This window comes from Streptococcus sp. HMSC034E12, assembly GCF_001835915.1.
GTDB classification, from domain to species: domain Bacteria; phylum Bacillota; class Bacilli; order Lactobacillales; family Streptococcaceae; genus Streptococcus; species Streptococcus vaginalis.
In genome coordinates this window covers 12,092-38,307 of the sequence record NZ_KV826462.1, presented here as the reverse complement: position 1 = coordinate 38,307, position 26,216 = coordinate 12,092, and the positions used below count along the sequence as shown (strand labels likewise).

At 38.0% G+C, this 26,216-nt stretch carries 26 protein-coding genes, 1 tRNA gene and 3 pseudogenes; 26 read left to right on the top strand and 4 right to left on the bottom strand.

The genetic code is table 11. The features are described from left to right. The first annotated feature begins 37 nt into the window (after positions 1-37). From HMPREF2574_RS08365 to groL, 16 genes are all read left to right on the top strand, one after another. Positions 38-1,741 (top strand): glycoside hydrolase family 13 protein, encoded by a 1,704-nt coding sequence (locus HMPREF2574_RS08365; RefSeq protein ID WP_024052606.1) that lies wholly within the window; start codon positions 38-40, stop codon positions 1,739-1,741. Positions 1,742-1,750: 9 nt separating this feature from the next. Continuing rightward, positions 1,751-3,196: a sugar ABC transporter substrate-binding protein gene (locus HMPREF2574_RS08360; RefSeq protein ID WP_070241514.1), complete on the top strand. Its 1,446-nt coding sequence runs from the start codon at positions 1,751-1,753 to the stop codon at positions 3,194-3,196. Positions 3,197-3,205: 9 nt separating this feature from the next. Then, positions 3,206-4,516, top strand: a complete 1,311-nt coding sequence (locus HMPREF2574_RS08355) for a carbohydrate ABC transporter permease (RefSeq protein WP_070812443.1) — start codon at positions 3,206-3,208, stop codon at positions 4,514-4,516. Then, positions 4,513-5,340 carry a sugar ABC transporter permease gene (locus HMPREF2574_RS08350; RefSeq protein WP_070241515.1) on the top strand — a complete coding sequence of 276 codons (828 nt, stop codon included), beginning with the start codon at positions 4,513-4,515 and terminating at the stop codon, positions 5,338-5,340. The genes HMPREF2574_RS08355 and HMPREF2574_RS08350 overlap by 4 nt, the downstream gene beginning before the upstream one ends. A 68-nt stretch (positions 5,341-5,408) precedes the next feature. Beyond that, a complete protein-coding gene (locus HMPREF2574_RS11140; RefSeq protein ID WP_083313005.1) occupies positions 5,409-6,635 on the top strand; it encodes a carbohydrate-binding module family 20 domain-containing protein in 1,227 nt (408 codons plus the stop codon). Between the two features lie 474 nt (positions 6,636-7,109). Next, on the top strand, positions 7,110-8,096 hold the full coding sequence (locus HMPREF2574_RS08340; RefSeq protein WP_070812441.1) for a sugar ABC transporter substrate-binding protein: 987 nt from the start codon (positions 7,110-7,112) through the stop codon (positions 8,094-8,096). Continuing rightward, the gene (locus HMPREF2574_RS08335; protein ID WP_024052612.1) at positions 8,096-9,409 is read left to right on the top strand and encodes a sensor histidine kinase; all 1,314 of its coding nucleotides are present in this window, start codon (positions 8,096-8,098) and stop codon (positions 9,407-9,409) included. Before HMPREF2574_RS08340 ends, HMPREF2574_RS08335 begins: the two co-directional genes overlap by 1 nt. Next, positions 9,402-10,085 carry a response regulator transcription factor gene (locus HMPREF2574_RS08330; RefSeq protein WP_024052613.1) on the top strand — a complete coding sequence of 228 codons (684 nt, stop codon included), beginning with the start codon at positions 9,402-9,404 and terminating at the stop codon, positions 10,083-10,085. Before HMPREF2574_RS08335 ends, HMPREF2574_RS08330 begins: the two co-directional genes overlap by 8 nt. Continuing rightward, positions 10,082-11,368 (top strand): ABC transporter substrate-binding protein, encoded by a 1,287-nt coding sequence (locus HMPREF2574_RS08325; protein WP_070812440.1) that lies wholly within the window; start codon positions 10,082-10,084, stop codon positions 11,366-11,368. Before HMPREF2574_RS08330 ends, HMPREF2574_RS08325 begins: the two co-directional genes overlap by 4 nt. A gap of 200 nt (positions 11,369-11,568) precedes the next feature. Next, a complete protein-coding gene (locus tag HMPREF2574_RS08320) occupies positions 11,569-12,003 on the top strand; it encodes a PTS sugar transporter subunit IIA (RefSeq protein ID WP_042754111.1) in 435 nt (144 codons plus the stop codon). 25 nt (positions 12,004-12,028) lie between these two features. Further along, positions 12,029-12,523, top strand: a complete 495-nt coding sequence (locus tag HMPREF2574_RS08315) for a PTS sugar transporter subunit IIB (protein WP_024052616.1) — start codon at positions 12,029-12,031, stop codon at positions 12,521-12,523. A gap of 32 nt (positions 12,524-12,555) precedes the next feature. Further along, positions 12,556-13,404 carry a PTS mannose/fructose/sorbose/N-acetylgalactosamine transporter subunit IIC gene (locus tag HMPREF2574_RS08310; RefSeq protein WP_024052617.1) on the top strand — a complete coding sequence of 283 codons (849 nt, stop codon included), beginning with the start codon at positions 12,556-12,558 and terminating at the stop codon, positions 13,402-13,404. A 1-nt stretch (position 13,405) separates the two neighbouring features. Then, a complete protein-coding gene (locus HMPREF2574_RS08305; protein WP_022525277.1) occupies positions 13,406-14,236 on the top strand; it encodes a PTS system mannose/fructose/sorbose family transporter subunit IID in 831 nt (276 codons plus the stop codon). A gap of 13 nt (positions 14,237-14,249) precedes the next feature. Beyond that, positions 14,250-14,540: a hypothetical protein gene (locus HMPREF2574_RS08300; protein ID WP_024052618.1), complete on the top strand. Its 291-nt coding sequence runs from the start codon at positions 14,250-14,252 to the stop codon at positions 14,538-14,540. A gap of 144 nt (positions 14,541-14,684) precedes the next feature. Further along, positions 14,685-14,966: a co-chaperone GroES gene (gene groES / locus HMPREF2574_RS08295; protein WP_024052619.1), complete on the top strand. Its 282-nt coding sequence runs from the start codon at positions 14,685-14,687 to the stop codon at positions 14,964-14,966. Positions 14,967-14,997: 31 nt separating this feature from the next. Further along, positions 14,998-16,620, top strand: a complete 1,623-nt coding sequence (groL, locus tag HMPREF2574_RS08290; RefSeq protein WP_024052620.1) for a chaperonin GroEL — start codon at positions 14,998-15,000, stop codon at positions 16,618-16,620. Positions 16,621-16,709: 89 nt separating this feature from the next. Here the strand turns inward: groL and HMPREF2574_RS10955 are convergent. Next, positions 16,710-16,894, bottom strand: a pseudogene (locus tag HMPREF2574_RS10955) (site-specific integrase); the annotation flags it as partial. A 447-nt stretch (positions 16,895-17,341) separates the two neighbouring features. Here HMPREF2574_RS10955 and HMPREF2574_RS08280 point away from each other — a divergent pair. The 3 genes from HMPREF2574_RS08280 (at position 17,342) to HMPREF2574_RS08270 (ending at position 19,656) form a co-directional block, all read left to right on the top strand. Then, positions 17,342-18,109 (top strand): epoxyqueuosine reductase QueH, encoded by a 768-nt coding sequence (locus HMPREF2574_RS08280; RefSeq protein WP_024052623.1) that lies wholly within the window; start codon positions 17,342-17,344, stop codon positions 18,107-18,109. Between the two features lie 184 nt (positions 18,110-18,293). Then, a complete protein-coding gene (locus HMPREF2574_RS08275) occupies positions 18,294-18,932 on the top strand; it encodes a deoxynucleoside kinase (RefSeq protein ID WP_003026903.1) in 639 nt (212 codons plus the stop codon). Between the two features lie 64 nt (positions 18,933-18,996). Further along, positions 18,997-19,656 carry an HD domain-containing protein gene (locus HMPREF2574_RS08270; RefSeq protein ID WP_070672806.1) on the top strand — a complete coding sequence of 220 codons (660 nt, stop codon included), beginning with the start codon at positions 18,997-18,999 and terminating at the stop codon, positions 19,654-19,656. 71 nt (positions 19,657-19,727) lie between these two features. On the opposite strand, the pseudogene HMPREF2574_RS10950 reads toward HMPREF2574_RS08270, so the two are convergent. The 3 genes and pseudogenes from HMPREF2574_RS10950 to HMPREF2574_RS08255 form a co-directional block, all read right to left on the bottom strand. Further along, a pseudogene (locus tag HMPREF2574_RS10950) lies at positions 19,728-20,245 on the bottom strand (DUF308 domain-containing protein). Positions 20,246-20,612: 367 nt separating this feature from the next. Continuing rightward, a tRNA-Lys gene (locus tag HMPREF2574_RS08260) sits at positions 20,613-20,685 on the bottom strand. 272 nt (positions 20,686-20,957) lie between these two features. Further along, the gene (locus tag HMPREF2574_RS08255; RefSeq protein WP_070812437.1) at positions 20,958-22,229 is read right to left on the bottom strand and encodes a replication-associated recombination protein A; all 1,272 of its coding nucleotides are present in this window, start codon (positions 22,227-22,229) and stop codon (positions 20,958-20,960) included. Positions 22,230-22,330: 101 nt separating this feature from the next. On the opposite strand from HMPREF2574_RS08255, the gene HMPREF2574_RS08250 reads away from it, so the two are divergent. The 7 genes and pseudogenes from HMPREF2574_RS08250 to HMPREF2574_RS08225 all read left to right on the top strand — a co-directional run. Further along, on the top strand, positions 22,331-22,801 hold the full coding sequence (locus HMPREF2574_RS08250) for a DUF3013 family protein (protein ID WP_070812436.1): 471 nt from the start codon (positions 22,331-22,333) through the stop codon (positions 22,799-22,801). A gap of 50 nt (positions 22,802-22,851) precedes the next feature. After that, the gene (locus HMPREF2574_RS08245; protein ID WP_024052633.1) at positions 22,852-23,295 is read left to right on the top strand and encodes an NUDIX hydrolase; all 444 of its coding nucleotides are present in this window, start codon (positions 22,852-22,854) and stop codon (positions 23,293-23,295) included. Beyond that, positions 23,292-23,771 carry a GNAT family N-acetyltransferase gene (locus tag HMPREF2574_RS08240; RefSeq protein WP_024052634.1) on the top strand — a complete coding sequence of 160 codons (480 nt, stop codon included), beginning with the start codon at positions 23,292-23,294 and terminating at the stop codon, positions 23,769-23,771. The genes HMPREF2574_RS08245 and HMPREF2574_RS08240 overlap by 4 nt, the downstream gene beginning before the upstream one ends. Positions 23,772-23,774: 3 nt before the next feature. Next, positions 23,775-24,728, top strand: coding sequence for a 50S ribosomal protein L11 methyltransferase (gene prmA / locus HMPREF2574_RS08235; protein ID WP_070812435.1), 954 nt, complete (start codon positions 23,775-23,777; stop codon positions 24,726-24,728). Next, the gene (locus HMPREF2574_RS08230) at positions 24,729-25,472 is read left to right on the top strand and encodes a 16S rRNA (uracil(1498)-N(3))-methyltransferase (RefSeq protein ID WP_070812434.1); all 744 of its coding nucleotides are present in this window, start codon (positions 24,729-24,731) and stop codon (positions 25,470-25,472) included. 164 nt (positions 25,473-25,636) lie between these two features. Further along, on the top strand, positions 25,637-25,783 hold the full coding sequence (locus HMPREF2574_RS10595) for a hypothetical protein (RefSeq protein WP_003070706.1): 147 nt from the start codon (positions 25,637-25,639) through the stop codon (positions 25,781-25,783). Positions 25,784-25,956: 173 nt separating this feature from the next. Then, positions 25,957-26,216: pseudogene (locus HMPREF2574_RS08225) on the top strand (HD domain-containing protein); the annotation flags it as partial.

Sequence of the window (26,216 nt, the reverse complement as noted above, 5' to 3'; positions counted from 1 at the left end):
GTAAAAGTCAACTGATAAAAAAGAAGGGAGATTGAGGATGAATGAAGCAGGCATATTACACATACCTGATTCAAGATATTGCTTTGCTATTAATGAAAATGAACTTGTCATCCGTTTTCGACTAGCTAAAGAAGATCGAGATGTAAAAGTATTTCTTTTATATGGAATGAAATATGATTACCAGACAAAGCGAAAAGAAAAGGAAATTTTTATTTGCTATGAAGATAAACTATTCGTTTATTTTGAAGTTAAATTACACTTAGATGATACACGATTCGCCTATATTTTTCGACTAGAAAAAGAAAATGAACTATATTACTTTAGTGAAGATGGAGTCACACAAGATTATGATTTTTCAAATGCTTTTTATAATTTCTTTCAAATGCCATATATAAATCAAGCGGATTTATTTCCTTGTGTTCCATGGATGAAAGAAGCAGTATTTTATCAAATTTTTGTGGATCGGTTTTGTAAAGGGAATGAGCAAAAAAATCAATCTTATATAACGATGAATTGGGGAGAGAAGCCTACACCGACAAATTTTGCGGGAGGAGATTTGCAAGGGATTCTTGCAAAATTAGACTATTTATCCGACTTAGGGATTAATGCAATCTATTTGAGTCCTATTTTTACTTCTCCGTCTAATCATAAATACGATATTATTGATTACTATACGATTGATGAGCAATTTGGCTCTAAGAAAGATTTGAAACAATTAATTGAGGTAGCTCACCAAAAAGGCATGAGAGTGATTTTAGATGCAGTCTTTAATCATTGCAGTTATAGGTCTAAAGAATTTATGGATGTAATCCGAAAAGGAAAGGAGTCAAAATATTACAGTTGGTTTCTTATACAAGGTGATTTTCCTGATATAAAGGAACAAAATTACGAAAGCTTTGCTGCTTGTTATTATATGCCAAAATGGAATACTTCAAATCCGGAAGTTCAAAAACATTTAATTCAAATTGGACTTTATTGGGTGCGAGAATTTGACATAGATGGTTGGCGTTTAGATGTATCTGATGAAGTTTCTCACCAATTTTGGCGCCAATTCCGTTTGGCAATCAAACAGCAAAAAGTAGATTGTGTATTGATTGGTGAAAATTGGCATGATGCTTATCCCTATCTTATGGGGGATCAGTATGATAGTATCATGAATTATGCTTTCACAAAGGCTTGTCTGGATTGCTTTGCTTTTAATCGTTATTCTGCTCAGGATATGGCAGAACAATTAAATCATATTTTAATGAGAAATGTAAGCCAAGTAAACCAAATGAATTTGAATTTATTAGATTCGCATGACGTACATAGAATTTTTACACAAGTAGGGTGTTCAAAAGAAAAATTATTAGCCGCTCTAGCTTTAATGTTTATGTTTCCGGGAGTGCCTTGTCTTTATTACGGAACTGAAATTTGCATGGAGGGAGGTTATGATCCTGACTCAAGACGTACCTTTGATTGGAATATGGAGCATTGGGATTTGCAAATAATGGCAAAAATAAAAGAATTAATTGCTTTAAAGAAAGAAAAAATTGTGCAAGAAGGTGAAGTTCGAATTTTCTTTAAAGGGGCGATTCTGGTAATTGAGAGAAAATATAATGACACTTGCTTAATAGTTGAACTGAATCTCAGCAATCAAGAACAAAACCTTGATGAAGATATCTCGCAATCTTTAATTGAAAATGGAGTACGTTATCATAATGTGCTAGTTCCTTATGGTTATAGAATATCAAAAAGATAGGAGGATGATATGAAATTAAAAGTAATTGGAAAGATAAGTATCCTTGCAATTATAGGATTATGTCTTATTGCTTGTGGTCGTTCCACTAAAAACAAGTCTGCTAATGGAAATCGAATTTTTAATGGGAAATTAGAAAAAAATGTGACTATTAAAGTCTTAGAAAATGATACGGCAATTTCCAAAGGTTATTTTAGCGAGTTAATCAAAGCATTTAATGAGGAATATGCAGATAAAGGAATTAAAGCAGTAGATGCCAATACTGATCAGCATGTAGACTTAGCAAATGACGGGCCTTATGGTTATGGACCAGATGTATTATATCAGGCTAACGATGTGATTATGAAATATGTTGAGAAAAAACATGTTTATCCGTTGCCTATCAAAACATTAGATGCCTACAAAACGACATCAGAAAAAGCATGGTCTGCTTTTGAAATACAAAAATATGGAAAGACCTACATTTGCGGTGTTCCTGTAAATGTCCAATCTTCTATGTTGTATTATCGAAAAGATTTATTGCCAGCTGACTGGAAAGAAAGATGGGATAAAAATAAAAACGGTATTCCAGATATGACTGAAACTTGGTCTGATTTGGTTAAGTTTTCAAAAGAACGTCATATGGCAAATTCTTCACAATATGGTTATATGGAATCTCTTTATGACACTTATTTTTCAAGTGGTTATCTGTTTTCCTATGGTGGATATATATTTGGTAAAAAGAACACAGATACTAAAGATATTGGCTTTGCTAAGGGCGAAGCTGAAAAAGGAGCAAAAATTATTCAACAGTTAGCTGCTGTTATGAATGAAGAAAGTATTGATGATACTATTAAAACAAGTGCTTATAGTAAGTTAGGGAATGGAACTTATTTTGCAACAATGTCAACGCCAGATGTTTATTCAACTTTCTTAGATGAACTGAAAAAGAATTATGAATCACAAGGACAATCTTCGCAAGAAGCCGAGAAAAATGCTAAGGCAAACCTTGTGATGACAACTCTGCCTCAGCTGCCAAAAAGTGGTGATTTGACAGATACTAAGTCAACATTAATCCCTACCAAATCAATGGGTGGAGTGAATGGTTACGCTATTAGCGCTTATACCAAAGCTCCAAATGCAAGCCTAGCCTTTATCAATTTTGCAACACGCTATAAAATGATTGTTAAACGTTATGAAAAACTAGGAATTGTCCCAACTCGCAAAGATGTAGTAGATAAATTAGGAGGTATTTCTAAAGATTTATATTCAAATCTTGAAAAAAATAATATTATCTTAATGCCTTCAATATCTGCTGTATCACAAATTTGGACACCGACTCAGACTTATTTTGCAGACATTACGAAAGATGTCTTTCGTCCGAAAAATGAAAAGAAATATAAAAGCAACAAGGACTTAAAGGACGGACTCTCAAATGTAAGCAAACAAATTAGTGATGCTATTCACACACTAGAATAGGAGTGTAGTATGTGGGAGAAAAATCTCAAAAGTTTCAAGGAATCTACTTTCAAAACTAAACTCTCCTTTATTTGTATGGGAGTAGGACAGTTTCTTTATGGTCAAAAAATAAAGGGATGTCTCTTTTTCCTCATAGAACTGTTGTATTTATTTTATTTCATTAGCCGAGGTTGGAAAGACATAACAGATTTCTTTACTTTAGGAACAGAGGAAACAGATACTTGGCTTGGCATTCAAGGAGACAACTCTATTATTATTCTCTTAATGGGGATTTTGAGTTTTTTGTTTCTGTCTGTATTTATATGCCTCTACATCTTAAATGTAAAAGATTGTTTACAGATAGAAAGAATGGTAAAGAAAGGTAAAAAACTTCCCAACTTTCGAGAAGAATTAGCTATACTGACTGATAAAAACTTTCCGGCATTTGTATTATTTTTACCTGTGTTAGGAGTTTTGTTATTCAGTGTTTTACCTATCTTATTTATGATTTTAATTGCTTTTACGAACTATGGAGGCAAAGTTGTTCCTCCGATGTTAGTTGATTGGGTGGGTCTGGCTAATTTTGTAAAAATTATTTCTCTTTCTCAATTTGCTCCGACGTTTTTTAAAATTTTATCTTGGAATGTTATTTGGGGTGTTCTATCGACTTTCTTAAATTATTTTGGTGGAATTGGTTTAGCGCTTCTTTTTACCAATAAGCGTGTAAAAGGTCAGACTTTATGGCGAGCTTTTCCAATTTTAGCTTATGCTATTCCTGGTTTTATCAGTTTACTGGCTTTTAAGTTCATGTTTTCTTACGGTGGTCCTATAAATCAGCTTATTCAGCAATTCGGTCATAAAGCTATTGGTTTTTTGGATGTAGATGCAAAATGGTCTGCAAGATTCATTGGACTCCTTGTTAATGCTTGGATAGGAATACCTGCCATTATGCTATTAGTGACAGGGATGTTAGCGAACCGAGATGAAAGCTTGTATGAAGCATCTCGAATAGATGGTGCAAATAAATGGATGCAATTTAGGAAGATTACTTTACCTTATATTTTAACAGCAACAACTCCGGTTTTAATTGGACAATTTGTTGGTAATTTTAATAATTTTGGTATTTTTTATTTCTTAAGAGGAAGCTTATATCTTAAAAATTACTTCCTTGCAAGCGATACAGATTTATTAATTAATTGGCTGTATAACTTATCAATAGATAATAATTATTATAGTATTGGTGCTAGCATTAGTTTGATTATCTTTTTGATTACCTCAGCTATTTCATTGACGGTCTATGTGCGTACATCATCTTACAAGGAGGGAGGAAGGTTTTCATGAGAAGAATGAAAAGGTTTATTGAAAGTTCTAGCTTGTATGTTCTAATATTATTAGTCAGTTTAATATTTCTGTTTCCTTGTATTTGGTTGATATTGGCTTCGTTTTCTCGTTCAGGAACAATTTATTCCTTTAAAGGTTTTTTTCCAAAATCTTATAGTCTGCACAGTTTTATAACTTTATTCAATGATACAAAGCTATATAACTATCCTAGATGGTTTTTGAATACTCTTTTTATTTCAGGAAGTAGTTGTCTTTTGGGGTCTGTGTTAACTATCTTAACAGCTTATTCTATGTCCCGATTTGATTTTAAAAGTAAAAAATCGTTGATGAAGATAACAATGGTATTGGGAATGTTTCCTTCATTTATGGGAATGATTGCAGTTTATCTCTTAATGACACAATTTAACCTCATTAATCAATTGTGGGGCTTAGTTTTGATTTATAGTGCTGCTGCACCACTAGGATATTTAACACAAAAAGGATTTTTTGATACAATTCCTCATAGTATTGATGAAGCTGCTAGAATAGATGGAGCAACTAGTTTCCAAATCTTTTGGCATGTTCATTTACCTTTATCTAGACCAATTATTACTTACACAGCTTTAACAGCTTTTGCTTGGCCTTGGAGTGATTTTATTCTTCCTAAATTGTTATTAAAAGAAAAAAATCTTTATACAGTTGCAGTCGGGTTGATGAATCTTGACGAGACTGAATTTGCAAGATTTGCGGCAGGAAGCGTTTTTATAGCAGTTCCAATTGTACTTTTATATTTCTTATTAATCAAAAATATGGTAAAAGGTTTAACTGCAGGGGCAGTAAAATGAGGGTAAAATAATGAAAAATAGAAAATTAAATAGATGTTTAATCATTATATTTTGCTAATAATAGCGGGATGAGCTTATTAGATTTTAGATTTGCAAATTCAGTTCGTAGTTTATTTACGAATCCTTCCTATACTATGCAAGACTTTTATAATGTCATAAAAGAAACGGAATCCGATTACAAAGAAGTAAATGATCAAGTCACTTTCATAGATAATCATGATATGATCCGATTTTCAACGATAGTTAATGGCAATCGGACTGCTGTCAATCAAGCTTATGCTCTATTACTGACTTCTCGTGGAGTTCCAACTATTTATTACGGTAGTGAGCAATATGATAAAGGTGAGAGTGCCCCATATAATCGTTCTGATATTACTTCATTTAATCAAACAACAGATGCCTATCAAATTATTAGCAAACTTTCAAAATTGAGAAAATCGAATAAAGCACTAGCATATGGTCAAACAGTTGAGCGATGGATTAATCAGGATGTGTTAATTTTTGAGCGGCACTTTGGGAATAGTGTTGCAATAGTAGCTGTCAATAAAGGAGATAAAAGTTATCATATAGATAATTTAAAGCCCCATTTACCTAAAGGAGATTATGTAGATAAACTAGCTTCTATGATGGCTGCAGGAAACATACAAGTTCGTTCAGATAATTCGGTTACTCCTTTTGAATTAAAAGCAGGCAGTGTTGGGGTATGGACTTATGATAATTCTCAAACAACGAAGTTATCTGTGGGGGATATAGATCCATCAATAGGCAGTGTTGGCAATGAAATAGCAATTACTGGAGAAGGTTTTGGAAACAAGGAAGGTCAAGTTAAATTTGGAGATACTAATGCGAAGGTGTTGAGTTGGTCTGATACTTTGATAAAAGTCTTAATACCTGAAGTAGCAGCTGGTAAATATGCAATTCACGTTTCAAATTTAAGAGGAGAAAAGGGGACCTATTCAGACTTTGAGGTTTTAACAGGAAAGCAAATTCCTGTAAGATTAATTGCAGACAACGCTCAAACGTTGCCGGGTGAAAATTTATACGTTGTCGGAAATGTTAGTGAATTGGGAAATTGGGATGCCAATAAAGCTATAGGTCCTATGTTTAATGCAACGGCATCGATTGCACAGTACCCTTCATGGTTTTATGATATCAATTTACCCAAAAATAAAAACATAGAATATAAGTTTATTAAGAAAAATAAAGATGGACAAATTATTTGGGAAAGTGGAGAAAATCATAAGATAACAAGTAGTGAAGAAGCACAAACCAAAAGAGCAAGTTGGCAAAACTAAATGACTTGATACTAAGAAGAAATAATAGAACTTCTTTACAATGTCAAAAATAGATTTCAAAATTGTAAGCAAGTTTGTAATCTGTCTTTACACCTATATAATACAAATTTTGTAGTAAATTAGGAAAGATTTGAGGCTGGGACAAAAGAGTCCCGGTCTCGTTTTTTGGTAGAAATAGCCTCTTGATGCGGTAGCTAATTGGACTTTTGTTCGTCTTTTCGTGGTTCCATCGCCTTTGTGTTTGTTATATTGGAATATGCTGAAGGAATGAGTTCAGACATTAAATTTCAAGTTTTTGAGTGGTTTTGTTTATTTATTATATAAAATGGAAAGTAGTGATTGTTTGTATCTACAATCAGCCATTTCTGCTCTTTCATATTCATATTAAATTTTGTTTTTTTGTATAAATATAATATAATAAACCTAGCTAAACCAGAGTTTTCTGTTTAAGATTGCTGTTGATAAGGAGAAAAAATGAGAGCAGGTAAAGGAAAAAAGCAATATCGCAATTGTCGTAAATATCTATTATTTTCTCTATTAGTTTTTGTTTTGACGGGCTTAGTTTTTCTCTATGTAAAGGGAATTTCATCAGATAGTAAACAGGTCAAGATAGGAGCAACCTATATGACGATGAATAATGATTTTTATAAAACTTTAAATGCGGAGATTGAGAAAAAAACGAATCAACAGGGCAATCGGCTTTATGTGCGGGACCCAGAATTAGACGAAGACAAGCAAAGTCAGCAGATTGATTATTTTGTTCAAGAAAGAGTAAATGTGATTGTTATAAACCCAGTTAAGAGTGACAGTCCAAAGATTCTGACTTCTTTAAATAAAGCCAGAAAAGCGGGAATCAAGATTATTGTTGTGGATGCACCTGTTAGCAAAGATGCTAAAGTTGATACTACTATTGTGTCAGACAATTATCAAGCCGGTGTGTTGATAGCAAACGATATGATGAAACGATTGTCAAGTGCGAAGATTTTACTGTTGGAACATCGTAATGCAGTGTCTGCGATGGACCGAATTCAAGGATTTTTAGATACGATTAAAGGGCATCCTGCTTATCAGGTGGTTTCTAAGCGGGAAACATTGGGGCAGACGGAAGAAAGTATGCCTCAAGTAAAAAAGGCATTGAACGAAGGAATGCAATTTAATGTGGTCATGTCTTTAAATGATCGTGCAGCTATCGGAGCTCTTGCGGCTATAAAAGATCAAGGTGTGACAGACAAGATTGCAATCTATGGCGTAGATGGCTCACCTGATATTAAGAATTTCCTTGCCAACACCAATGATATTCAAGGAACGGTTGCCCAGTCTCCGATTCAAATGGGCGGAAAGGTGACAGAAGTGATTGAGCGCATGATGAAGCATCAATCTTACAAAAAGGAGTACCTGATTCCTGTTCATTTGGTGAATAAAGATAACATCGGGCAATATACAATTACAGGGTGGCAATAATGAGACGAAATAAAAGTATTTTTTATAGCAAAATTGCTTTAATGGTCATCAATTTTATTGCCATTGTTTATAATGCCTCTATTTATCTTTTTGCGACGAATTACGTGGTCGCAAGAGGTTATGCTCATTCACTATTGGGGCGTTTGGATGCTATCCCAGGCTCGCCGAGCTTTAGTTTTTGGTTAGCTATTATCTTTTATGCTTGCTTGCTATTAGTATTTTATTACCGCGAGAAACACCCAAATCAGCTATCCGTTTATGATAAAGTAACTATTATTGAGATTTTGCTGATGTTAGTTATCTTTTCTGTCCTGCATTCTTCTTATAATGGTCTGATTCTCTTGGTTTTTGCGGATATTTTTTACGGTTCTAAGGAGTTTAACACTTCAAAAGATCGGAAATATTGGTTTTCCTTTATCATTTTGAGCTTTACTATGTTGCTCTTATCCAACTATGATTTGATGTCACTTTTTGTTAAATTGCCTTCGTTAGATACCTACATTCGCTTTTGTCCAGAATCCATTCGCATGGCTCTCCTTTTTGGAAAGAATTTTCTCTTTTCACTGAATCTAGTTGTCTTTATGATTTCTCTACTATTTTATATTTTATCTGCGATGACCGAAAAACATCATATTGAAGAAGAGCTACGCATGGCCGCACAAGCCAATCGCGAGTTGAATAGTTATTTAGCCTTATCTGAAAAAATCGCAGAAGACCGTGAAAGAAAGCGAATCGCTAGAGAAATTCATGATACGCTAGGGCATGCTTTGACAGGGATTTCTGCGGGGATTGATGCAGTTAAAGTATTGGTGGATATTGACAAAAATCGTGCTAAGGAACAGTTAGAAAATGTTTCTGTGGTTGTGCGAGACGGTATCCGTGATGTGCGAGGTTCACTCAATAAAATGCGACCTGGTGCTTTAGAAAATAATAGCTTAAAGGAAGCGTTGTTCAAAATTATTCGAGAATATGAAGCCATTTCTAATTTGGAAATTCATTTTCGCTATGAATGGGCCACAATTGATTTAGATATTGCAAAAGAAGATATTGTCTTTCGGGTGATTCAAGAGTCCATTACCAATTCGGTACGGCATGGGCATGCCAAAACGGTTTGGATTGAGTTATTAGAAGAAGAGAATTATATCATGACCATTCAAGACGATGGAGTCGGCTTTGATGAGCTTTACTATGGTTATGGTCTCAAACAAATGCAGGAGCGTTTGGCGATTATTGGTGGGAATGTTCATTTTGAAAATCGCAACGGTTTCTATACTCATATTGAAATTCCGAAAATAGGAGGAAAAAATGATTAAAGTTTTAATAGCAGATGATCAAGCCTTGATTCGTGAGTCTTTACAGATTGTTTTATCGGCACATCCAGATATTGAAGTAGTGGGAATAGTCGGAGATGGCAAAGAAGTGCTTGACAAACTGCATCATGTACACCCTGATGTGATTTTAATGGACATTCGAATGCCTGTTATGGACGGTGTTCTCTGTACAAAGGCAGTCAAAGAACACTATCCAGATATCAAAATTATTATTCTAACAACTTTTGATGACGATGATTTCATTTTTTCTGCTTTAAAATATGGTGCTTCTGGTTATATCTTAAAAGGAGTCTCTACTGAAGAATTGTATCAAGCTATTCAAACGGTTCACAAAGGCGGAGCTATGATTAATCCGAACATTGCTAGCAAAGTGTTTAAAATCTTTTCACAAATGGCGCAGTCGAATTTTGCCATTTCTGTTGCGGAAGAAAATGTAGAAGATATGAGTCAGACTGAGTGGAAGATTATCCAACAAATTGGTTTTGGAGTTTCAAACAAGGAAATTGCAGCGAAGTTGTTCTTGTCTGAAGGGACAGTGCGGAATTACTTGTCAGGTATTCTGACGAAATTAAATTTGCGAGATCGCACGCAATTAGCTATTTGGGCTGTGCAGACAGGTGTTACCCAACGTGATTTTAGTAAGGACAATGACAAATGAAGTGGCGGATGAGGTATTTGACGATGTTCGTCTCGGCTCTCCTTTTAGTGACCCTTAGCTTTGTTTTATGGACTTCCAATCAAAAAAAGATTTTGCGAATTGAAGTGTATGCAGGCAGCAGCTGGGACGTTCCGAATAGTCGTGAGAATAGAGTGTTAGACAATATTATTCGCCAATTTGAAAAGTCACATCTCAATGTCAAGGTCGTTTATGAGAGTGGAATTCCTAAAAAGGACTATGACAATTGGCTAGCAGAAAAGATTCTAAAAGGTGAGCAGGCAGATGTATTTATGGTGCCTGAAAATGATTTTTCAATGTTGGCATCTTCTGGAGCATTCAAATCTTTGGATTCTTTGATTAGTAAGGAAGAAGCCGCGGCTTACTATTCAGTTGCCTACCAAGCTGGACAGTATCAGGGGCGCAGTTATGCTTTGCCGATTGAAAGTAACCCTGTCATGATGTGTGTCAATAAGGATTTGCTGGAAAAAGAAGGCATTTCAATTCCTAACTCTAATTGGACTTTAGAGGATTTATATGCGATTTGTCAAAAAGTAACAAAGGATACAGATGGTGACAGTCTGATTGACCAGTATGGCATTACGGATTATACTTGGAAGCAAGCCTTGGTGGCGTATAACGGGCATTTAAGAAATCAAAATGGTGTTAATGTTGATAGTGTCGAAATGCATCAGGCACTCTCCTTTATCAGTAAATTGGATTCATTAAATCAACGGTACAAGGTAACGTCAAATGATTTTGATGAAGGTAAGGTCGCCTTTTATCCAATGAGTTTGGCTCAATATCGAACCTACAAACCCTATCCCTACCATGTGGCAAAATATTCTAGATTTTCTTGGACTTGTATTCCCATGCCAGCTGCTAAAGCAGGAATTCCTGCAACACAAGTGAAAACGTCCCTTTTTGCCATGTCTTCAAAGACAAAACAGGACAAATTAGCTTGGGAATTTATGAAATTATTGTGTCAAAATCAAAAAACTCAACAGAATTTATTTGAAAAGTCGCAAGGAACATCTGTCTTGCTATCAGTTGTTAAAAGCAGTCAGACGAAAAAGATTTTACAAGCAGATGATTTTGGGCTGAATTCATTGACTTCTCAAAGATTGGATCATATGATGAAACATTCTGTCTTAGATATTAGTCGAGATGTGGATTATCACTCTCTGGAACGCATTGATCACTTACTCGAAAATGCTCTCAAGAACAATGAAATCGACAGTCGCTTGCCAAGTATTCAAAGGGAAATGGAAGAAACAGGCAAATAGAGGTTTAACGAAGAATAAATATCAAAATAGTCAGATGAGAGATTTTTGAACTCAAAGCTGGCTATTTTTCTTTTTGAAAAACTATATGACATTTGTCATATTTTAACTAACAAATGTCATCTTTACAAAGTGACATTCGACAATATGAAATCGGTTCCATGTTTGGTAAAATAAGGCTAGGAAATGAAGGAGGAAAGAACATGAAATATCTAGTACTGGTCAGTCATGGTGGACTAGCAGAAGGTGTGCAAAGCTCTTTGAGGATGTTCGCTGGGGATAAGACCGACCAAGTCGTTGCAGTAGGCCTAAAAGAAGGCAAGTCTGTTGAAGATTTCGCTCTTGACTTTCGTCAAGCGTTAGCAAATCTGGGAACAGAAGATACGGTTTTGGTGTTGGCAGACATTGTCGGAGGAAGCCCTTTGACGACAGCTTGCAATGTTTTATCAGAACTTGGCAAGTTAAACACTGCAGTCGTACTTGGTGGTCTCAATTTGACAATGGCACTCACAGGCTTAGTGATGAAAGATATGTTGGAAGGAAAAGAATTGGCACAAGCCATTCTCTCAGAAGCATCCGTAGCGCTGCAAGAATTTGATGTAGTTGCTAGTGACGAAGAGGATGAAGACGATATTTAAAAAAAGATTAAAAAGGAGATTTATCATGACAATTTCATTTGTACGTATTGATGACCGTATGATTCACGGTCAAACAGTAACTCGCTGGGCAAAGGAATATCCTTGTGACGGCTTAGTTGCTGTCAATAATGCTGCAGCAGGAAATGCAGTTTTGAAACAAGCCTACAAAGCAGCTTCTGATAAAAAAACATTCGTTTGGACAAAAGAAGCATGGAAAGAAAAATCACAAAAGGTATTGGATTCCGATAGTCGCTATTTCTTGATTACTAAAAATTCAATTGATATGAAAGAAATACTAGTTGATCAAGGTTTTGTGCCTGGTGATATCAAAGAAATCATCGTTGGTCCAGCCAATGACCGTCCAGGAGCTATTAAATTAGGAAACAACCAATCCATCACACAAGAGGAAGCGGAAGCACTTGAAGCGATTCAAAAAGCTGGCTATAAAGTGAAATTCCAACTCTTGCCAGATGTGTCTATTGGCTACTGGGACGATTTCAAATCTAAATTTGGTTTTTAACAAAATATAATAAGCATTAAGGAGGCTTTATTATGACAATTTCGTGGTTTCAAGCCGCTTTACTAGGGTTATTTGCCTGTCTATCATCTATGCCTGGTCTAGGTGGTACTTCCATTGGTAACTATACTCTTGGGCGCCCACTTGTAGGTGGTCTTGTTTCAGGACTGATCTTAGGAGATGTGAAATTAGGTATCATCTGTGGGGTTGCGATGCAACTTGTTTACATCGCTTTGGTAACACCTGGCGGTACTGTTTCAGCTGACGTTCGTGCGGTTTCTTATATTGGGATTCCTCTGGCAATGGTTGCTATTCAATCACAAGGACTATCACTTGACTCTGCAGACGCTGCTAACTTGGCTAAATCAATGGGAACACTCGTTGGTACAGTCGGTACAGTTCTTTTCTATGGTACAGCTACTATGAATCTACTTTGGCAACATATTGGTTGGAAAGCTGTTGAAAAAGGTGAATTTAAACGCCTGTACATGGTAGACTGGGGCTTTCCTTGGATTTCACACTTAGTATTCTCATTCTTGCCAACGCTTATTATGTGTAAATTAGGTGCTGATGCGGTTACTGCTTTAAAAACAGCTCTTCCATTAGATGGTATTCCAATGAAAACCCTCTTTACGGTCGGCTCTCTCCTTCCATGTGTCGGAATTGCCATCCTCTTAAAACAAATCGTTGAAAAAGCTGTTGATTTCATTCCATTCTTTGTTGGATTTACTTTAGCAGCTTCATTAGGACTTAACCTTGTATCTTGTGCAGTCATTTCATTAATCTTTGCAGTATTATTCTATGAAATTCAAATGGCGAAAAATGTAAGAGCACAAGCGGCTGCCAGTGCAAGTTTTGATGATGACGATGAGGAGGATATTTAAAATGGTTAAATTAACGAAAAAAACATTAGGAAAATCTTTTCATCATTGGTATTATGGGAACTTAACTTGCTTCTCACAAGAACACATGCAAACCTTTGGATATCTGGCTTCAATGTTACCAATTGTGGAAGAATTATATTCTAAAAAAGAAGATCAAGCAAAAGCAATGCACACCTACACCGCATTCTTTAACACGGAGCCGCAATTAGGTGCATTGATTGTAGGGATTACAGCAGGTTTAGAAGAAGCGCGCGCGAATGGGGCTGATGGAGTAGATGATGAAACAATCAACGGTCTTCGTGCTGGTCTCATGGGACCTGTTGCAGGAATTGGTGATTCACTGATTGTTGGTACTTTGATTCCGATTATACTAGGTATTGCTCTCGGTTTGTCAAACGGTGGTTCACCACTTGGTGCGATTTTCTATATCGTGGTTTGGAACTTGCTCGCCTACTTTGGTATGAAATTCGCCTACTTTAAAGGGTACGAACTAGGAGATAAAGCAGTTGAATTTCTTGTAGGCCCTCAAGGACAAGCTATCCGTAAGTCGGTGTCTATCATTGGTGGTATGGTCATCGGTGCGGTTGCAGCGACATGGGTACCTGTTAAGACAGCTTTCAAATTGAAAGATTCTTCAGGGAAAGCCTTCTTGGTTTTACAAAGCCAATTAGACGGTGTTTATCCAGGTTTATTGACAGCTTTGTTTATCGTCTTTTGCTGGTGGTTGATGGCGAAGAAAAATCTCTCACCAATCAAAGTAATGTTGCTTCTCGTTGTAGTGGCCTTTCTTGGTGTATTGGTTGGCTTCTTCAATCCAGGATTGAAATACTAAATAGGAGAAAAATATGACAGAACAAGAATTGATTCAAGGATATGAAACGGAAATTCAATACCAAAAACACATGATTGAAAATCTAGGGCGTTGGTTTAGTCTCTTCTTTACTATTACTAGTATCGGTCTTGTTCTGGTTTATTTCTTCCGTCAGACCAATTTTATTAGCTTCATTGCTGGAACGATCCTAGCGGTCCTAGGGATTCTAGCAATGCTTGTCTTTGGTTATGGTATTTATAAAGGACGATTGAATATTAAAAAAGTTATTGACGATTTTGAAGAAAAATTAAGATTGATCCAATAAAAACTTATTTGCTTTCCCCCTAAAAACTTTGTCGTTTGACAGAGTTTTTTTCTTGACTATTTCTGACCAAGTGATACAATAGAAAATGTAAATATTAGCACTCGTGTATATAGAGTGCTAAAACAAGATATTGGAGGTAAACAAATGCTTAAACCATTAGGCGACCGTGTGGTCCTAAAAGTAGAAGAAAGAGAACAAAAAGTTGGTGGCTTTGTCATTGCAGGCGCAGGACAAGATGCAACGAAGACGGCAAAAGTTATAGCTGTCGGGGAAGGAATTCGTACGCTCAACGGTGAACTCGTTGCTCCAAGCGTGAAGGTCGATGATACTGTTCTCGTTGAAAGCCACGCAGGAATTGAAGTCAAAGACGGCGAAGAAAAGTACCTCGTTGTCAATGAAGCAAATATTCTAGCGATTGTTGAATAAATAAAAATTTATAGAAAGAGGAATTGTAAAAATGGCAAAAGATATTAAATTTTCAGCAGATGCAAGAAGCGCCATGGTGCGTGGTGTTGATATTTTGGCAGATACCGTTAAAGTAACCTTAGGCCCTAAAGGGCGCAATGTCGTTCTTGAAAAATCATTTGGCTCACCACTCATCACAAATGACGGTGTCACCATTGCAAAAGAAATCGAACTCGAAGATCATTTTGAAAATATGGGAGCTAAGTTGGTGTCAGAAGTTGCATCAAAAACCAATGATATCGCTGGTGACGGAACAACTACTGCGACTGTGTTGACGCAAGCAATTGTCCGTGAAGGAATCAAAAATGTAACTGCTGGTGCAAACCCAATCGGCATTCGTCGTGGTATTGAAACAGCTGTTGCAACAGCTGTTGAAGCCTTAAAAGCAAATTCTGTTCCGGTTTCTAATAAAGAAGCCATTGCGCAAGTTGCAGCCGTATCATCACGCAGTGAAAAAGTCGGAGAATACATCTCTGAAGCTATGGAAAAAGTTGGCAACGACGGTGTCATCACTATTGAAGAATCAAAAGGAATGGAAACAGAGCTAGATGTTGTGGAAGGTATGCAGTTTGACCGTGGCTATCTTTCTCAATACATGGTAACAGATAATGAAAAAATGGTTGCTGATTTAGATAATCCATATATCTTGATTACAGATAAGAAGATTTCTAATATCCAAGAAATTCTTCCTTTGTTGGAAAATATCTTGAAGACTAGTCGTCCATTATTGATTATCGCAGATGATGTAGACGGTGAAGCTCTTCCAACTCTTGTGTTAAATAAAATCCGCGGTACTTTCAATGTAGTCGCTGTGAAAGCGCCAGGATTCGGAGACCGTCGTAAGGCTATGTTAGAAGATATTGCGATTTTGACTGGTGGTACAGTAATTACAGAAGATCTTGGTCTGGAATTGAAAGATGCAACGATTGAAGCGCTTGGACAAGCCTCAAAAGTGACTGTGGACAAAGATAGCACTGTTATCGTTGAAGGCTCTGGTGATTCCGAAGCGATTGCTAACCGTGTGGGTGTTATTAAATCCCAAATCGAAAGTTCTACGTCTGACTTTGACCGTGAAAAGCTCCAAGAACGCTTAGCGAAATTGTCAGGCGGTGTGGCTGTCATCAAAGTTGGTGCTGCAACAGAAACAGAACTCAAAGAAATGAAACTCCGCATCGAAGATGCCCTCAATGCAACTCGCGCCGCTGTTGAAGAAGGAATTGTCTCAGGTGGTGGAACAGCCTTTGTCAATGTTTTAAGTGCCGTTGAAGCGCTAGAGTTGTCAGGTGACGAAGCAACTGGTCGCAACATCGTTCTTCGTGCGTTAGAAGAACCTGTTCGCCAAATCGCTTTGAATGCAGGATTTGAAGGTTCTATCGTCATTGACCGCTTGAAAAATTCGAAAGCTGGAACTGGTTTTAATGCTGCTACAGGTGAATGGGTGAACATGATTGATGCTGGGATTATTGACCCAGTCAAGGTTACTCGTTCTGCCCTTCAAAATGCAGCTTCAGTAGCGAGCCTCATCTTAACAACTGAAGCAGTTGTTGCTAACCAACCAGAACCAGCCAGTCCAACTCCAGCAATGGATCCAAGTATGATGGGCGGCATGATGTAATATATAACTAAAACCCTTGTAATATCAAGGGTTTTACTATTGTCTGAAACATGATTAAAGGCAAGGAGGGGCAAAAAAGGGGCAAAAGATTATAACTTGTTTAGAGCGTCTATAGCTTTTTTTCTTGCGTTTTTTGTGACGTGATTATAAATAGCTAGAGTAGTTTCAGGGTCAGAGTGTCCTATTCGCTCCATAATTACCTTAAGTGGGACAATAAAGAGATGTGGGAATGTCTGAATATGTGGCTAGTTAAATACTTTTTGAAATGCAGCTCTTACCCATGTTCAATTTTGAGAGTGGGACAGAAATCAATCATTCGAAGAATTTGATTTTTCAGCAAGTCCCAATTTCTAGTTGCTGACCTAAAATAGTCCACAGGACTGTTTTGACTTTCACCTTTGCACAGTTGGTTAGGATAGCCGCTATCACCGGTATAACAAGGGATAAGGTTATCCAACCAACCACTGTTTATTGCAAGCCAAACTATAAAATGCATGAGGTTGGGAACTTTTGTCTCAACCTCTTTTTTAGCTTGAGTTCATATAGAAGACAAAAAGGATACAAAGTAAAAATAGAAGTTCCAAAAATGTTCGATGAATATTAGGAATTTATTGCTGTTACTTAATAAATTAGTACCACTTGACAAAGCCATTCTCTTTTGTCTATTTGTCTCTGCTCCTTTTCTGTGGTAAAATAGTGATACATTTCTAAGGAGAAAACAATGATTGATGTTGAAGAAATTCTGAGTAAAATGAATCCCAATCAAAAGATCAATTACGACCGCGTGATGCAAAAAATGGTCAAAGTTTGGAAAGCAGACCAGAAGCGTCCTACGATTTTGATGCACACCTGCTGTGCACCTTGCTCAACTTATACGCTGGAGTATTTGACCCAGTATGCGGACGTGACGGTTTATTTTGCCAATTCAAATATTCACCCCAAAGCAGAATACCAACGCCGTGCCTATGTTACTCAAAAATTTGTTCACGATTTTAATGAAAATACTGGTAATCATGTTCAATATTTAGAAGCTCCCTATGAGCCTCAGGAATTTTTCCGGACAGTACACGGTTTGGAAGAAGAGCCGGAAGGTGGCGATCGTTGTAAAGTTTGCTATGATTATCGCTTGGATAAAACGGCACAAGTGGCGGTTGATTTGGGATTTGACTATTTTGGAAGTGCCTTGACAATCAGCCCTCATAAAAATTCGCAGACAATCAATAGCGTTGGAATTGAAGTACAGAAAGTTTATGCAACGCAGTATCTTCCTAGTGATTTCAAGAAAAATCAAGGCTATAAGCGCTCAGTCGAAATGTGCGAGGAGTACGACATTTACCGCCAATGTTATTGTGGTTGTGTATTTGCAGCACAGGCGCAAGGAATTGACCTCGTTCAGATTAAAAAAGATGCGACGGCTTTTTTGAAAGGAAAAGATTTAGAAAAAGATTATTCGCATATCAAATTTACTGTCACGAATGGAGAATCCTAAAATAACGCTTGTATGGAGTTGATTGCGCTTCTTTATACAAGGTTATTTTTGTTTGTACATTTAGAAGTTTTATATCTTGACGTCATCAATATATTGTGTTATCATTTTCTTTGGCACAATATATGGTAGTTCAACTGAGACTGATGACCTGATATTGGATAGATTTGGGAGGTGCAGGAAGATAGTGATTATTTTAGCGGGCATGATTGGGGTAGGCAAGACGACCTACACTTATCGACTAGCCGAGGAATTAGGAACGCAGCCTTTTTTTGAACCTGTAGAAGAAAACCCTATTTTGGATAAGTATTATGAAGACCCTGATAAGTATGGTTTTGCTTTGCAGATTTACTTTCTAAACAAACGCTTTAAAATGATTAAAGCGGCCTATCATGATGACAATAACATTCTAGATCGTTCTATTTATGAAGATGCTCTGTTTACTTACATCAATACCCTCAAAGGCAGCATTAGTGAGCAAGAGTACAATATCTACTTGGAACTTTTGGACAATATGATGGAAGAAATCCAAGGTTTACCTAAGAAGGCGCCAGATTTGTTGATTTATTTAGACGGAAGTTTCGATCATATTATGAACAATATCAAAAAACGTGGTCGCGATTATGAGCAACCAAATGAAGAAAATGGGCTCGCTGACTACTATCAGCTGCTTTACAAGCATTATCAAAATTGGTATGAAGATTACAATTATAGTCCTAAAATGAGAATTGCAACGGATGATTTAGATATTGCAAATCCAAATGACTGGAATCACGTGTATCAACAAATTCAACAAAAAATGAAAACGATTGGGCTTGAAAAGTGAGTTCAATCAAAAAATCTCAAAATCGCTTCGAGATTTTTGTGTATATAAATAAAAAGGGTGACAGATGATAACGGATAGACAAGCGAAAATTCTTCAAGAAGCGAGAGATTTTGTTTATGCTGAACTGAAAGACGAGATGAGCGGGCATGACTGGTGGCATATTGTGCGTGTCACGAACAATGCTGTAGAAATTGCTACACAAGAACAAGCAGATGTTTTTATTTGCGAGCTAGCTGCCTTGCTGCATGATATAGCTGACGGGAAATTAAATGAGAATGAAGAGGTGGGCTTGCAAAAGGTTGAGCAATGGCTACAGAATCATCAGGCTTCAGATGCGGAAATAGCTCATGTGCTGGATATTATTTCAACGATGTCATTTAAAGGTGGTCATCAACAGAAGAATGTCAGCACTTTGGAGGGGAAAATTGTTCAAGACGCTGACCGTTTGGATGCGATTGGAGCGATTGGAATAGCGCGAGCTATGGCTTATTCAGGTCATATAGGGAGACCGATTCACGATCCAGATTTGCAGCCGAGAGAAAACATGACATTGGAAGAATATCGCGCTGGGAAGAGTTCAGCTATCATGCATTTCTATGAGAAATTACTCAAATTAAAAGACTTGATGAATACAGACTATGCTAAGCAATTAGCGATAGGTCGCCACCACTTTTTGGAAGAATACCTAGAGCAATTCTATGCAGAATGGGATGCGAAAAAGTGACAATTAAAGATACGAAAAAGCTGAGAATATAACTTCCCAGCTATTTTAATATGCCCAAAATGGTAGCTAGATTATTTACGAAAGGCATCAACGATATAGGTAAAACCAGCAATTAAAAATGCAAAAGCAACGGCATAAATGACAAAGACGTTTGTAGCTGTTGGATTGAACAAAATGACTAATCTAAGCAGAAATACAAGTAGCGCCACCCACATGATGTGATTGCCAATAGCAGGGAAAATCAGTCCTAGACAATTACCTTTAAAGAAAGCAATAATGGCTTCTACAATTAACTAAATTCCTAAAATGGTTGGAATGATGACAGGTAAGGTCACAATCCATAGGCAACGAGGTAGAGAGCTAAGAGAAGATTAACAATCCCTTGGAAAAGATAAACTGGTGAGCGAAGCTCTTTTGGTACAGAGAAATAGCCTAAAATAGCTGCTATAGAAGCAACCAGTAAACCAAATGCAATCCACCAGCTGTAAGCAACAAGATTAGCTACTGGGTTTGTAAATAGAAAAAGTGCTAAAAGGATAAAAACAACTCCTGCAAGGAAGGAATAGCAATAAACGATTAGAAATTTCATTTCAATACCCCCTATATAGTATAGTTTGAGAATGAAAGCATTTTAACTCTTTTGATGGGAGATATCAAGAAAGGAAATAGATAGTTTGAGAATTTTAGTATGGCTTTTTGTGGAACAAAAAAGGCTGTTTTATTATTTTTTGTAACTATAACAAGGTTAGAAGATTATAAGTGGGAACAACAAAAAAGAGGATGGGACAAAAATCCGACCTCAAATATAAAAAGCGAACAAAACTAGTTTTCTGATTACCAGAAAACTAGTTTTGTTCGCTTTTCGCATTTAATTATAGATTTGAAGGGCTTAATAATTAAGATTTTTAAAAATTGAAATCTTTTTGTCCCAAACTCTTTCTACTTAAATTTTATTATGCCCCCTACAGGGCTCGAACCTGTGACCCATGGATTAAGAGTCCACTGCTCTACCAACTGAGCTAAGGAGGCAACAGAAAAAGCTGTATTGGTGCCGGACCTTCACGATTTGTATTGAACCCGCGCAATTAAGCAGGTGGGCAACTCGCTCTAACTGAAGCTGCTTCCGCGTGAGACGGCCTGCAAGCTGTTAGAAGTCTTTTGTTTCCCTAATAATACAAAAAATAGTCGGTCAACACTTAAGTGTGAAGTCGTACACCACAGCGCTTCTATAATTATGATACCACAATTTTTGAAAAATTCAAGAGAAAAAATTGATTTTTTGCAAACGACACCATGATTTTTTAGTAGTTTTTGAGTTGTTCAATCTTATTTTTAGTCATGCCAAGGGCTCGTTCGTACTTCCCGTTTTCGTTCGGAGTGAAATAATCGGCATTTTTAATTTTTTCAGGAAGGTAGTCTTGCTGCACCCAATTACCAGGATAGTTATGTGGATATTTGTAATCTTGTGCGTTTCCCAGCTCCTTGCTACCAGCGTAGTGACCGTCTCGTAGATGGCGGGGGATAGGGAAGTTTCCATTTTGTCGCAAATCCGAAAGAGCTTTATCTATAGCTACTATGGCAGAGTTGGACTTAGGAGAAAGTGCTAGGTCAATGACAATGTTGGCAATGAGGATGCGAGCTTCTGGGAACCCAATTTTTTGAGCAGCTTCAAGTGCGGTCACTGTATGAATCTGAGCATCGGGGTTTGCCAGACCAATGTCCTCATAAGCGATGACCGTCAGACGTCGTGCGAGACTGGGAAGGTCTCCAGCTTCAATCAAGCGAGCTGCATAATGGAGACTGGCATTGACATCAGACCCGCGAATAGACTTCTGTAAGGCGGACAGAACGTCATAGTGCCCGTCTCCGTCCTTGTCCATAGTGATGTAGCTCTTTTGCAGGCTGTTTTCCATAATATCCAGAGTGATATGGCGAACGCATGTATTATCTGCTTGAGTAGAGAGAACTGCTAAATCTAGAGAATTAAAGGCTGAGCGCAAGTCTCCGTTCGTGGAAGTGGCAATGAAATCCAGAGCGTCATCATCTAGCTGGACAGGAAAGTCAAAGCCTCGTTCGGTGTCCGTCAGGGCTGTTTGAATAGCTTGTTTAATATCGTCATTTGTCAGAGGCTCCAGCTCGAAAATCTGTACCCGGCTGCGAATAGCAGGAGTGACGGAGAAAAAAGGATTTTCTGTTGTGGCACCAATCATGATGATTAGACCGTTTTCTAACAGAGGGAGGAGGAAGTCCTGCTTTGTCTTATCCAAGCGGTGAATCTCATCTAAAAGTAGCACCAAACCACCAGAGAACTTGGCTTCTTCCGCAATCTCTTGCAGACGCTTCTTACTATCAACGGTAGCATTAAAGGTCCGAAAAGCAAATTTTGTAGTACCAGCGATGGCAGAAGCAATGGAAGTCTTACCGATGCCGGGCGGACCATAGAGAATCATGGAAGACAGGCGATTGGCTTCCACCATGCGACGAATGATTTTTCCTTCACCGACCAGATGTTTCTGACCGATGACCTGATTGATATTTTTAGGCCGCATGCGAATCGCTAAATTGTCTGGCATACGTTTTCCTCCTTACTGGTATTCTTTTCAACTGTTCTGATTTATGTTACTATAGTTATATCTATTTTAACACATTTTAAAGGATTGGAGAGAGGCTGGCTATGGTTAAATATGGATTTTTGGATATATTAAATGAAGAAATGGGGCAATGCTTTCCATTTGACTATGAGATAAACTGGGATAAGAAGAATCATGCCGTAGAAGTGTCCTTTCTCTTAGAAGTACAAAATGCAAATGGCATCGAACTGTTAGATGTGGATGGAGAAAGTAGCACAGAAGACATTTTCTTTGAAGAAAGCGTTCTCTTTTATAATCCTGCTAAGTCTCACTTTGAAACAGAGGATTATCTAACAGTTGTTCCTTACGAGCCAAAAAAAGGTTTGTCTCGTGAATTCTTGACCTACTTTGTGGATTTTTTGAAGCAGACAGCCGAAGAGGGATTAGATACTCTCATGGATTTTCTGGCAGATCCAGCGGCAGAGGAATTTGAAATTGTCTGGAATAATAAAGCTTTTGAAAAAGCCAGAGCAGATTTGCAAGAGACGGACTTTTATCCCTATCCGAGATACTAAAACACAAGGGTGTCCCAAGAAGACGACTAATTGTGCGGAGGAAAGTAAGAATGAGCGATATGACTGTTTTGCATCAAACGTTTGATTTCTCAGGCTGTAAAATTGCTTTGCTGCATGGTGATACAATTTTAACCATTTTAAGAGACGATATTTCGACTATTCCTTATCCTAATATGTGGGATTTTCCTGGCGGTGGGAGAGAAAAGGACGAGACGCCTTTTGAGTGCATTAAAAGAGAAGTCTTTGAGGAGCTGGGCATTGAACTGATGGAGGATTCCATTGCTTGGGTCAAATGTTATCAGGGATTTGTTCATCCTGAGAAAGTTTCTGTTTTCATGGTGGCTTCTATCTGTCAAGAACTAATAGATCAGATTGTCTTTGGTGACGAAGGACAGGGCTACAAATTAGTAAATATAGAAGAATTATTAGCGGATGAAAACGTCATCCCGCAGTTGAAAAGTAGATTGGGAGATTATTTGGAGGTGCAGAGATGATTCATATAGAACAAGCAGAAGCTACAGATTTAGAAACCATTATCGGTATTCAACGTGCTAGTTTTAAAGCTGTCTACGAAAAATATCATGACCAGTATGATCCTTATCTGGAAGATAGGGAGCGGATTAAGTGGAAGTTGGTGGAACGTCTTAATAGTTTTTACTATTTTGTCAAAGATGATGAGGAAATTGTTGGCTTTCTTCGCTTGCAAACCAACGATGAGCGAACAAAAGGTTGGCTTGGTACAGCTGCGATTTTGCCTCAATATCAGCGAAAAAGCTATGGCTACGAAGGGATTCGCCTGCTAGAGAAAAGATTTCCTACGATTACTCAGTGGGATTTGTGTACGGTTTTCCAAGATGAGCCTATGGTCAAATTTTATGAAAAATGCGGCTATCATCAAACGCATACTGAACCAGAGCAAGAGGGCATGGATATGGTTTATATGACGAAGAGTATTAAAAGAAAGGAATGACACATGAACACTTGGCAAGAACTAACTATCATGGTCAGCCGTGAGGCGGAAGAAGCGGTCAGTAATATTCTGATTGACCTAGGCAGTCAAGGTGTGGCGATTGATGACAGTGCGGATTATCTGGGGGAAGCTGGTCCTTTTGGGGAGGTGCTGCCTCAGGTAGAGCAGCTGAATATGGTTGCCATTACGGCTTATTACCCAGAAACAGCGAATCTTGAAATGATTCGTCAAGAAGTGAAAGAGCGTTTGGTACAGCTTAGAGATTTTGGTTTGGAGATTGGAGAAACCCAGTTAACCACTCAGCAGCTGGCAGAGGAAGATTGGGCGGACAATTGGAAAAAATATTTTGAACCGGCTCGAATCACCCATGACTTGACCATCGTGCCGTCCTGGACGGACTATGAGGTGACCACTGGTGAGAAGATTATCAAGCTGGATCCTGGCATGGCCTTTGGTACGGGCACTCACCCGACGACCAAGATGAGCCTCTTTGCTCTGGAGCAGGTCCTGCGGGGCGGAGAAACGGTGCTGGATGTGGGTACAGGCAGTGGGGTTCTCTCCATTGCCAGCTCTCTCTTGGGTGCCAAGGAGATTTTCGCCTATGACCTAGACGATGTGGCTGTCCGTGTTGCTCAGGAAAATATTGCGCTGAATGCTGGGACTGAAAATATTCATGTGGCAGCTGGCGACCTTCTCAAAGGCGTTGATATTGAGGCTGATATCATTGTAGCCAATATTCTGGCGGATATTTTGGTAAATCTAACGGATGATGCTTACCGTTTGCTTAAGGATGAGGGCTACCTGATTATGAGCGGAATTATCTCTGAGAAATGGAATCTGGTGCGGGAGTCAGCAGAAGCTGCTGGATTTTTCCTTGAGACCCACATGATTCAGGGCGAGTGGAATGCCTGTGTCTTTAAGAAAACCAAGGAGATTTCAGGAGTGATAGGAGGTTAGATGCAGCAGTATTTTGTGAAAGGACAGGTTGCAAATCCTGTCATTATCAGAGATAAAGATACCCTCAAGCATATGTTTTCTGTTATGCGTTTGGTAGAAGATGATGAGGTAGTACTGGTTTTTGAGGATGGTATTAAACGTCTAGCAAGAGTTGCAGATAGAGAGCGCCATGTGCTGAATCTGGTAGAAGAATTGCCAGAAAACGCGGAGCTGCCACTTCATGTGACGGTTGCTTCTGGCTTTCCCAAGGGAGACAAGCTAGAATGGGTAGCTCAGAAAACGACGGAACTGGGTGCAGCTGCTATCTGGGCCTTTCCGGCCGACTGGTCTGTTGCCAAGTGGGACGGTAAGAAACTTGCTAAAAAAGCAGACAAACTAGAGAAGATTGTTTTGGGAGCAGCAGAGCAGAGCAAACGCAATTGGGTACCAGAAGTTCGACTTTTCGAGAAGAAAATTGATTTTTTAGATTGTTTGAGCCAGTTTGACCGCGTCATTGTAGCTTATGAGGAATCTGCCAAAGGGGGAGAGTCTGCTGCTTTGGTCAAGGCTGTGACAGAACTCAAAAAAGGAAGTCGGATTTTATTTATTTTTGGTCCAGAAGGTGGCCTGTCTCCAGCAGAAATTGCCACATTGGAAGAGATGGGAGCTATACTTGCAGGGCTGGGTCCACGTATCTTGCGGACAGAGACAGCTCCGCTTTACGCACTCAGTGCAGTCAGTGTACTGACAGAGCTACTGCAATAGGGAAAAATCATTGGGAAAGCTAATTTCTATTGTCCTTAACTCCTGACTTTGGTATAATATAAGTGAAATATCTAGCTTAGCTAGAAAGGATGGAAGTACAGGAACAAATTTGCTAGCTAGATGACGAAAAATGCTTTTGCTTGATAAGGAGAGGAGGTTCAATCATGTCTTTATCTACCTTATTTGAGTTGTTGATTGCTATGCTAGGCGTTGTATCAGCTTGCTATCTCATTTATGCTTATGTTGAATTTATCGGAGATATGTTGCATACTGAAAAACATCACTTCTTCCATCACAACCCGCCTATTTAAAGGCGGGCTTTTTACCTGAAATGGTGCCATGTTCTTTTTCCTAGTATTGGGGAAATGGTATTGAATCTGCAGCTTTTAGGTATTTCTTATGATTCTATTGCTTTCTTCTGTATTTCCTTGTTTTCATATCGGTCTAAAAATGATAAAATGGTAGGAAGAACTGGAGAGAGAAAATGCCAAAAGAAGTGAATTTGACGGGCGATCAAGTGGTCGCTCTTACTAGAAAGTATTTATCATCAGAAGATGTTGCCTTTGTTCAAAAAGCTTTGGTTTATGCAGTAGATCGGCATCGGGGGCAATTTCGCCAATCAGGTGAGCCATATATAATCCATCCGATTCAAGTGGCAGGGATTTTAGCTAAGCTAAAGTTGGATGCGGTCAGTGTCGCTTGCGGTTTTTTACATGATGTTGTAGAAGACACAGCTGCAACTTT

Coding starts and splice junctions, on each gene's coding strand:
- HMPREF2574_RS08360 (WP_070241514.1), top strand. CDS start 1,751: ATGAAATTAAAAGTAATTGGAAAGATAAGTATCCTTGCAATTATAGGA.
- HMPREF2574_RS08280 (WP_024052623.1), top strand. CDS start 17,342: ATGATTGATGTTGAAGAAATTCTGAGTAAAATGAATCCCAATCAAAAG.
- HMPREF2574_RS08315 (WP_024052616.1), top strand. CDS start 12,029: ATGACAATTTCATTTGTACGTATTGATGACCGTATGATTCACGGTCAA.
- HMPREF2574_RS08270 (WP_070672806.1), top strand. CDS start 18,997: ATGATAACGGATAGACAAGCGAAAATTCTTCAAGAAGCGAGAGATTTT.
- HMPREF2574_RS08300 (WP_024052618.1), top strand. CDS start 14,250: ATGACAGAACAAGAATTGATTCAAGGATATGAAACGGAAATTCAATAC.
- HMPREF2574_RS08335 (WP_024052612.1), top strand. CDS start 8,096: ATGAGACGAAATAAAAGTATTTTTTATAGCAAAATTGCTTTAATGGTC.
- HMPREF2574_RS08250 (WP_070812436.1), top strand. CDS start 22,331: ATGGTTAAATATGGATTTTTGGATATATTAAATGAAGAAATGGGGCAA.
- HMPREF2574_RS08340 (WP_070812441.1), top strand. CDS start 7,110: ATGAGAGCAGGTAAAGGAAAAAAGCAATATCGCAATTGTCGTAAATAT.
- prmA (WP_070812435.1), top strand. CDS start 23,775: ATGAACACTTGGCAAGAACTAACTATCATGGTCAGCCGTGAGGCGGAA.
- HMPREF2574_RS08230 (WP_070812434.1), top strand. CDS start 24,729: ATGCAGCAGTATTTTGTGAAAGGACAGGTTGCAAATCCTGTCATTATC.
- HMPREF2574_RS08305 (WP_022525277.1), top strand. CDS start 13,406: ATGGTTAAATTAACGAAAAAAACATTAGGAAAATCTTTTCATCATTGG.
- HMPREF2574_RS08365 (WP_024052606.1), top strand. CDS start 38: ATGAATGAAGCAGGCATATTACACATACCTGATTCAAGATATTGCTTT.
- HMPREF2574_RS08330 (WP_024052613.1), top strand. CDS start 9,402: ATGATTAAAGTTTTAATAGCAGATGATCAAGCCTTGATTCGTGAGTCT.
- HMPREF2574_RS08320 (WP_042754111.1), top strand. CDS start 11,569: ATGAAATATCTAGTACTGGTCAGTCATGGTGGACTAGCAGAAGGTGTG.
- HMPREF2574_RS10595 (WP_003070706.1), top strand. CDS start 25,637: ATGTCTTTATCTACCTTATTTGAGTTGTTGATTGCTATGCTAGGCGTT.
- HMPREF2574_RS08350 (WP_070241515.1), top strand. CDS start 4,513: ATGAGAAGAATGAAAAGGTTTATTGAAAGTTCTAGCTTGTATGTTCTA.
- HMPREF2574_RS08255 (WP_070812437.1), bottom strand. CDS start 22,229: ATGCCAGACAATTTAGCGATTCGCATGCGGCCTAAAAATATCAATCAG.
- HMPREF2574_RS08355 (WP_070812443.1), top strand. CDS start 3,206: ATGTGGGAGAAAAATCTCAAAAGTTTCAAGGAATCTACTTTCAAAACT.
- HMPREF2574_RS08310 (WP_024052617.1), top strand. CDS start 12,556: ATGACAATTTCGTGGTTTCAAGCCGCTTTACTAGGGTTATTTGCCTGT.
- HMPREF2574_RS08240 (WP_024052634.1), top strand. CDS start 23,292: ATGATTCATATAGAACAAGCAGAAGCTACAGATTTAGAAACCATTATC.
- groL (WP_024052620.1), top strand. CDS start 14,998: ATGGCAAAAGATATTAAATTTTCAGCAGATGCAAGAAGCGCCATGGTG.
- groES (WP_024052619.1), top strand. CDS start 14,685: ATGCTTAAACCATTAGGCGACCGTGTGGTCCTAAAAGTAGAAGAAAGA.
- HMPREF2574_RS11140 (WP_083313005.1), top strand. CDS start 5,409: ATGAGCTTATTAGATTTTAGATTTGCAAATTCAGTTCGTAGTTTATTT.
- HMPREF2574_RS08245 (WP_024052633.1), top strand. CDS start 22,852: ATGAGCGATATGACTGTTTTGCATCAAACGTTTGATTTCTCAGGCTGT.
- HMPREF2574_RS08325 (WP_070812440.1), top strand. CDS start 10,082: ATGAAGTGGCGGATGAGGTATTTGACGATGTTCGTCTCGGCTCTCCTT.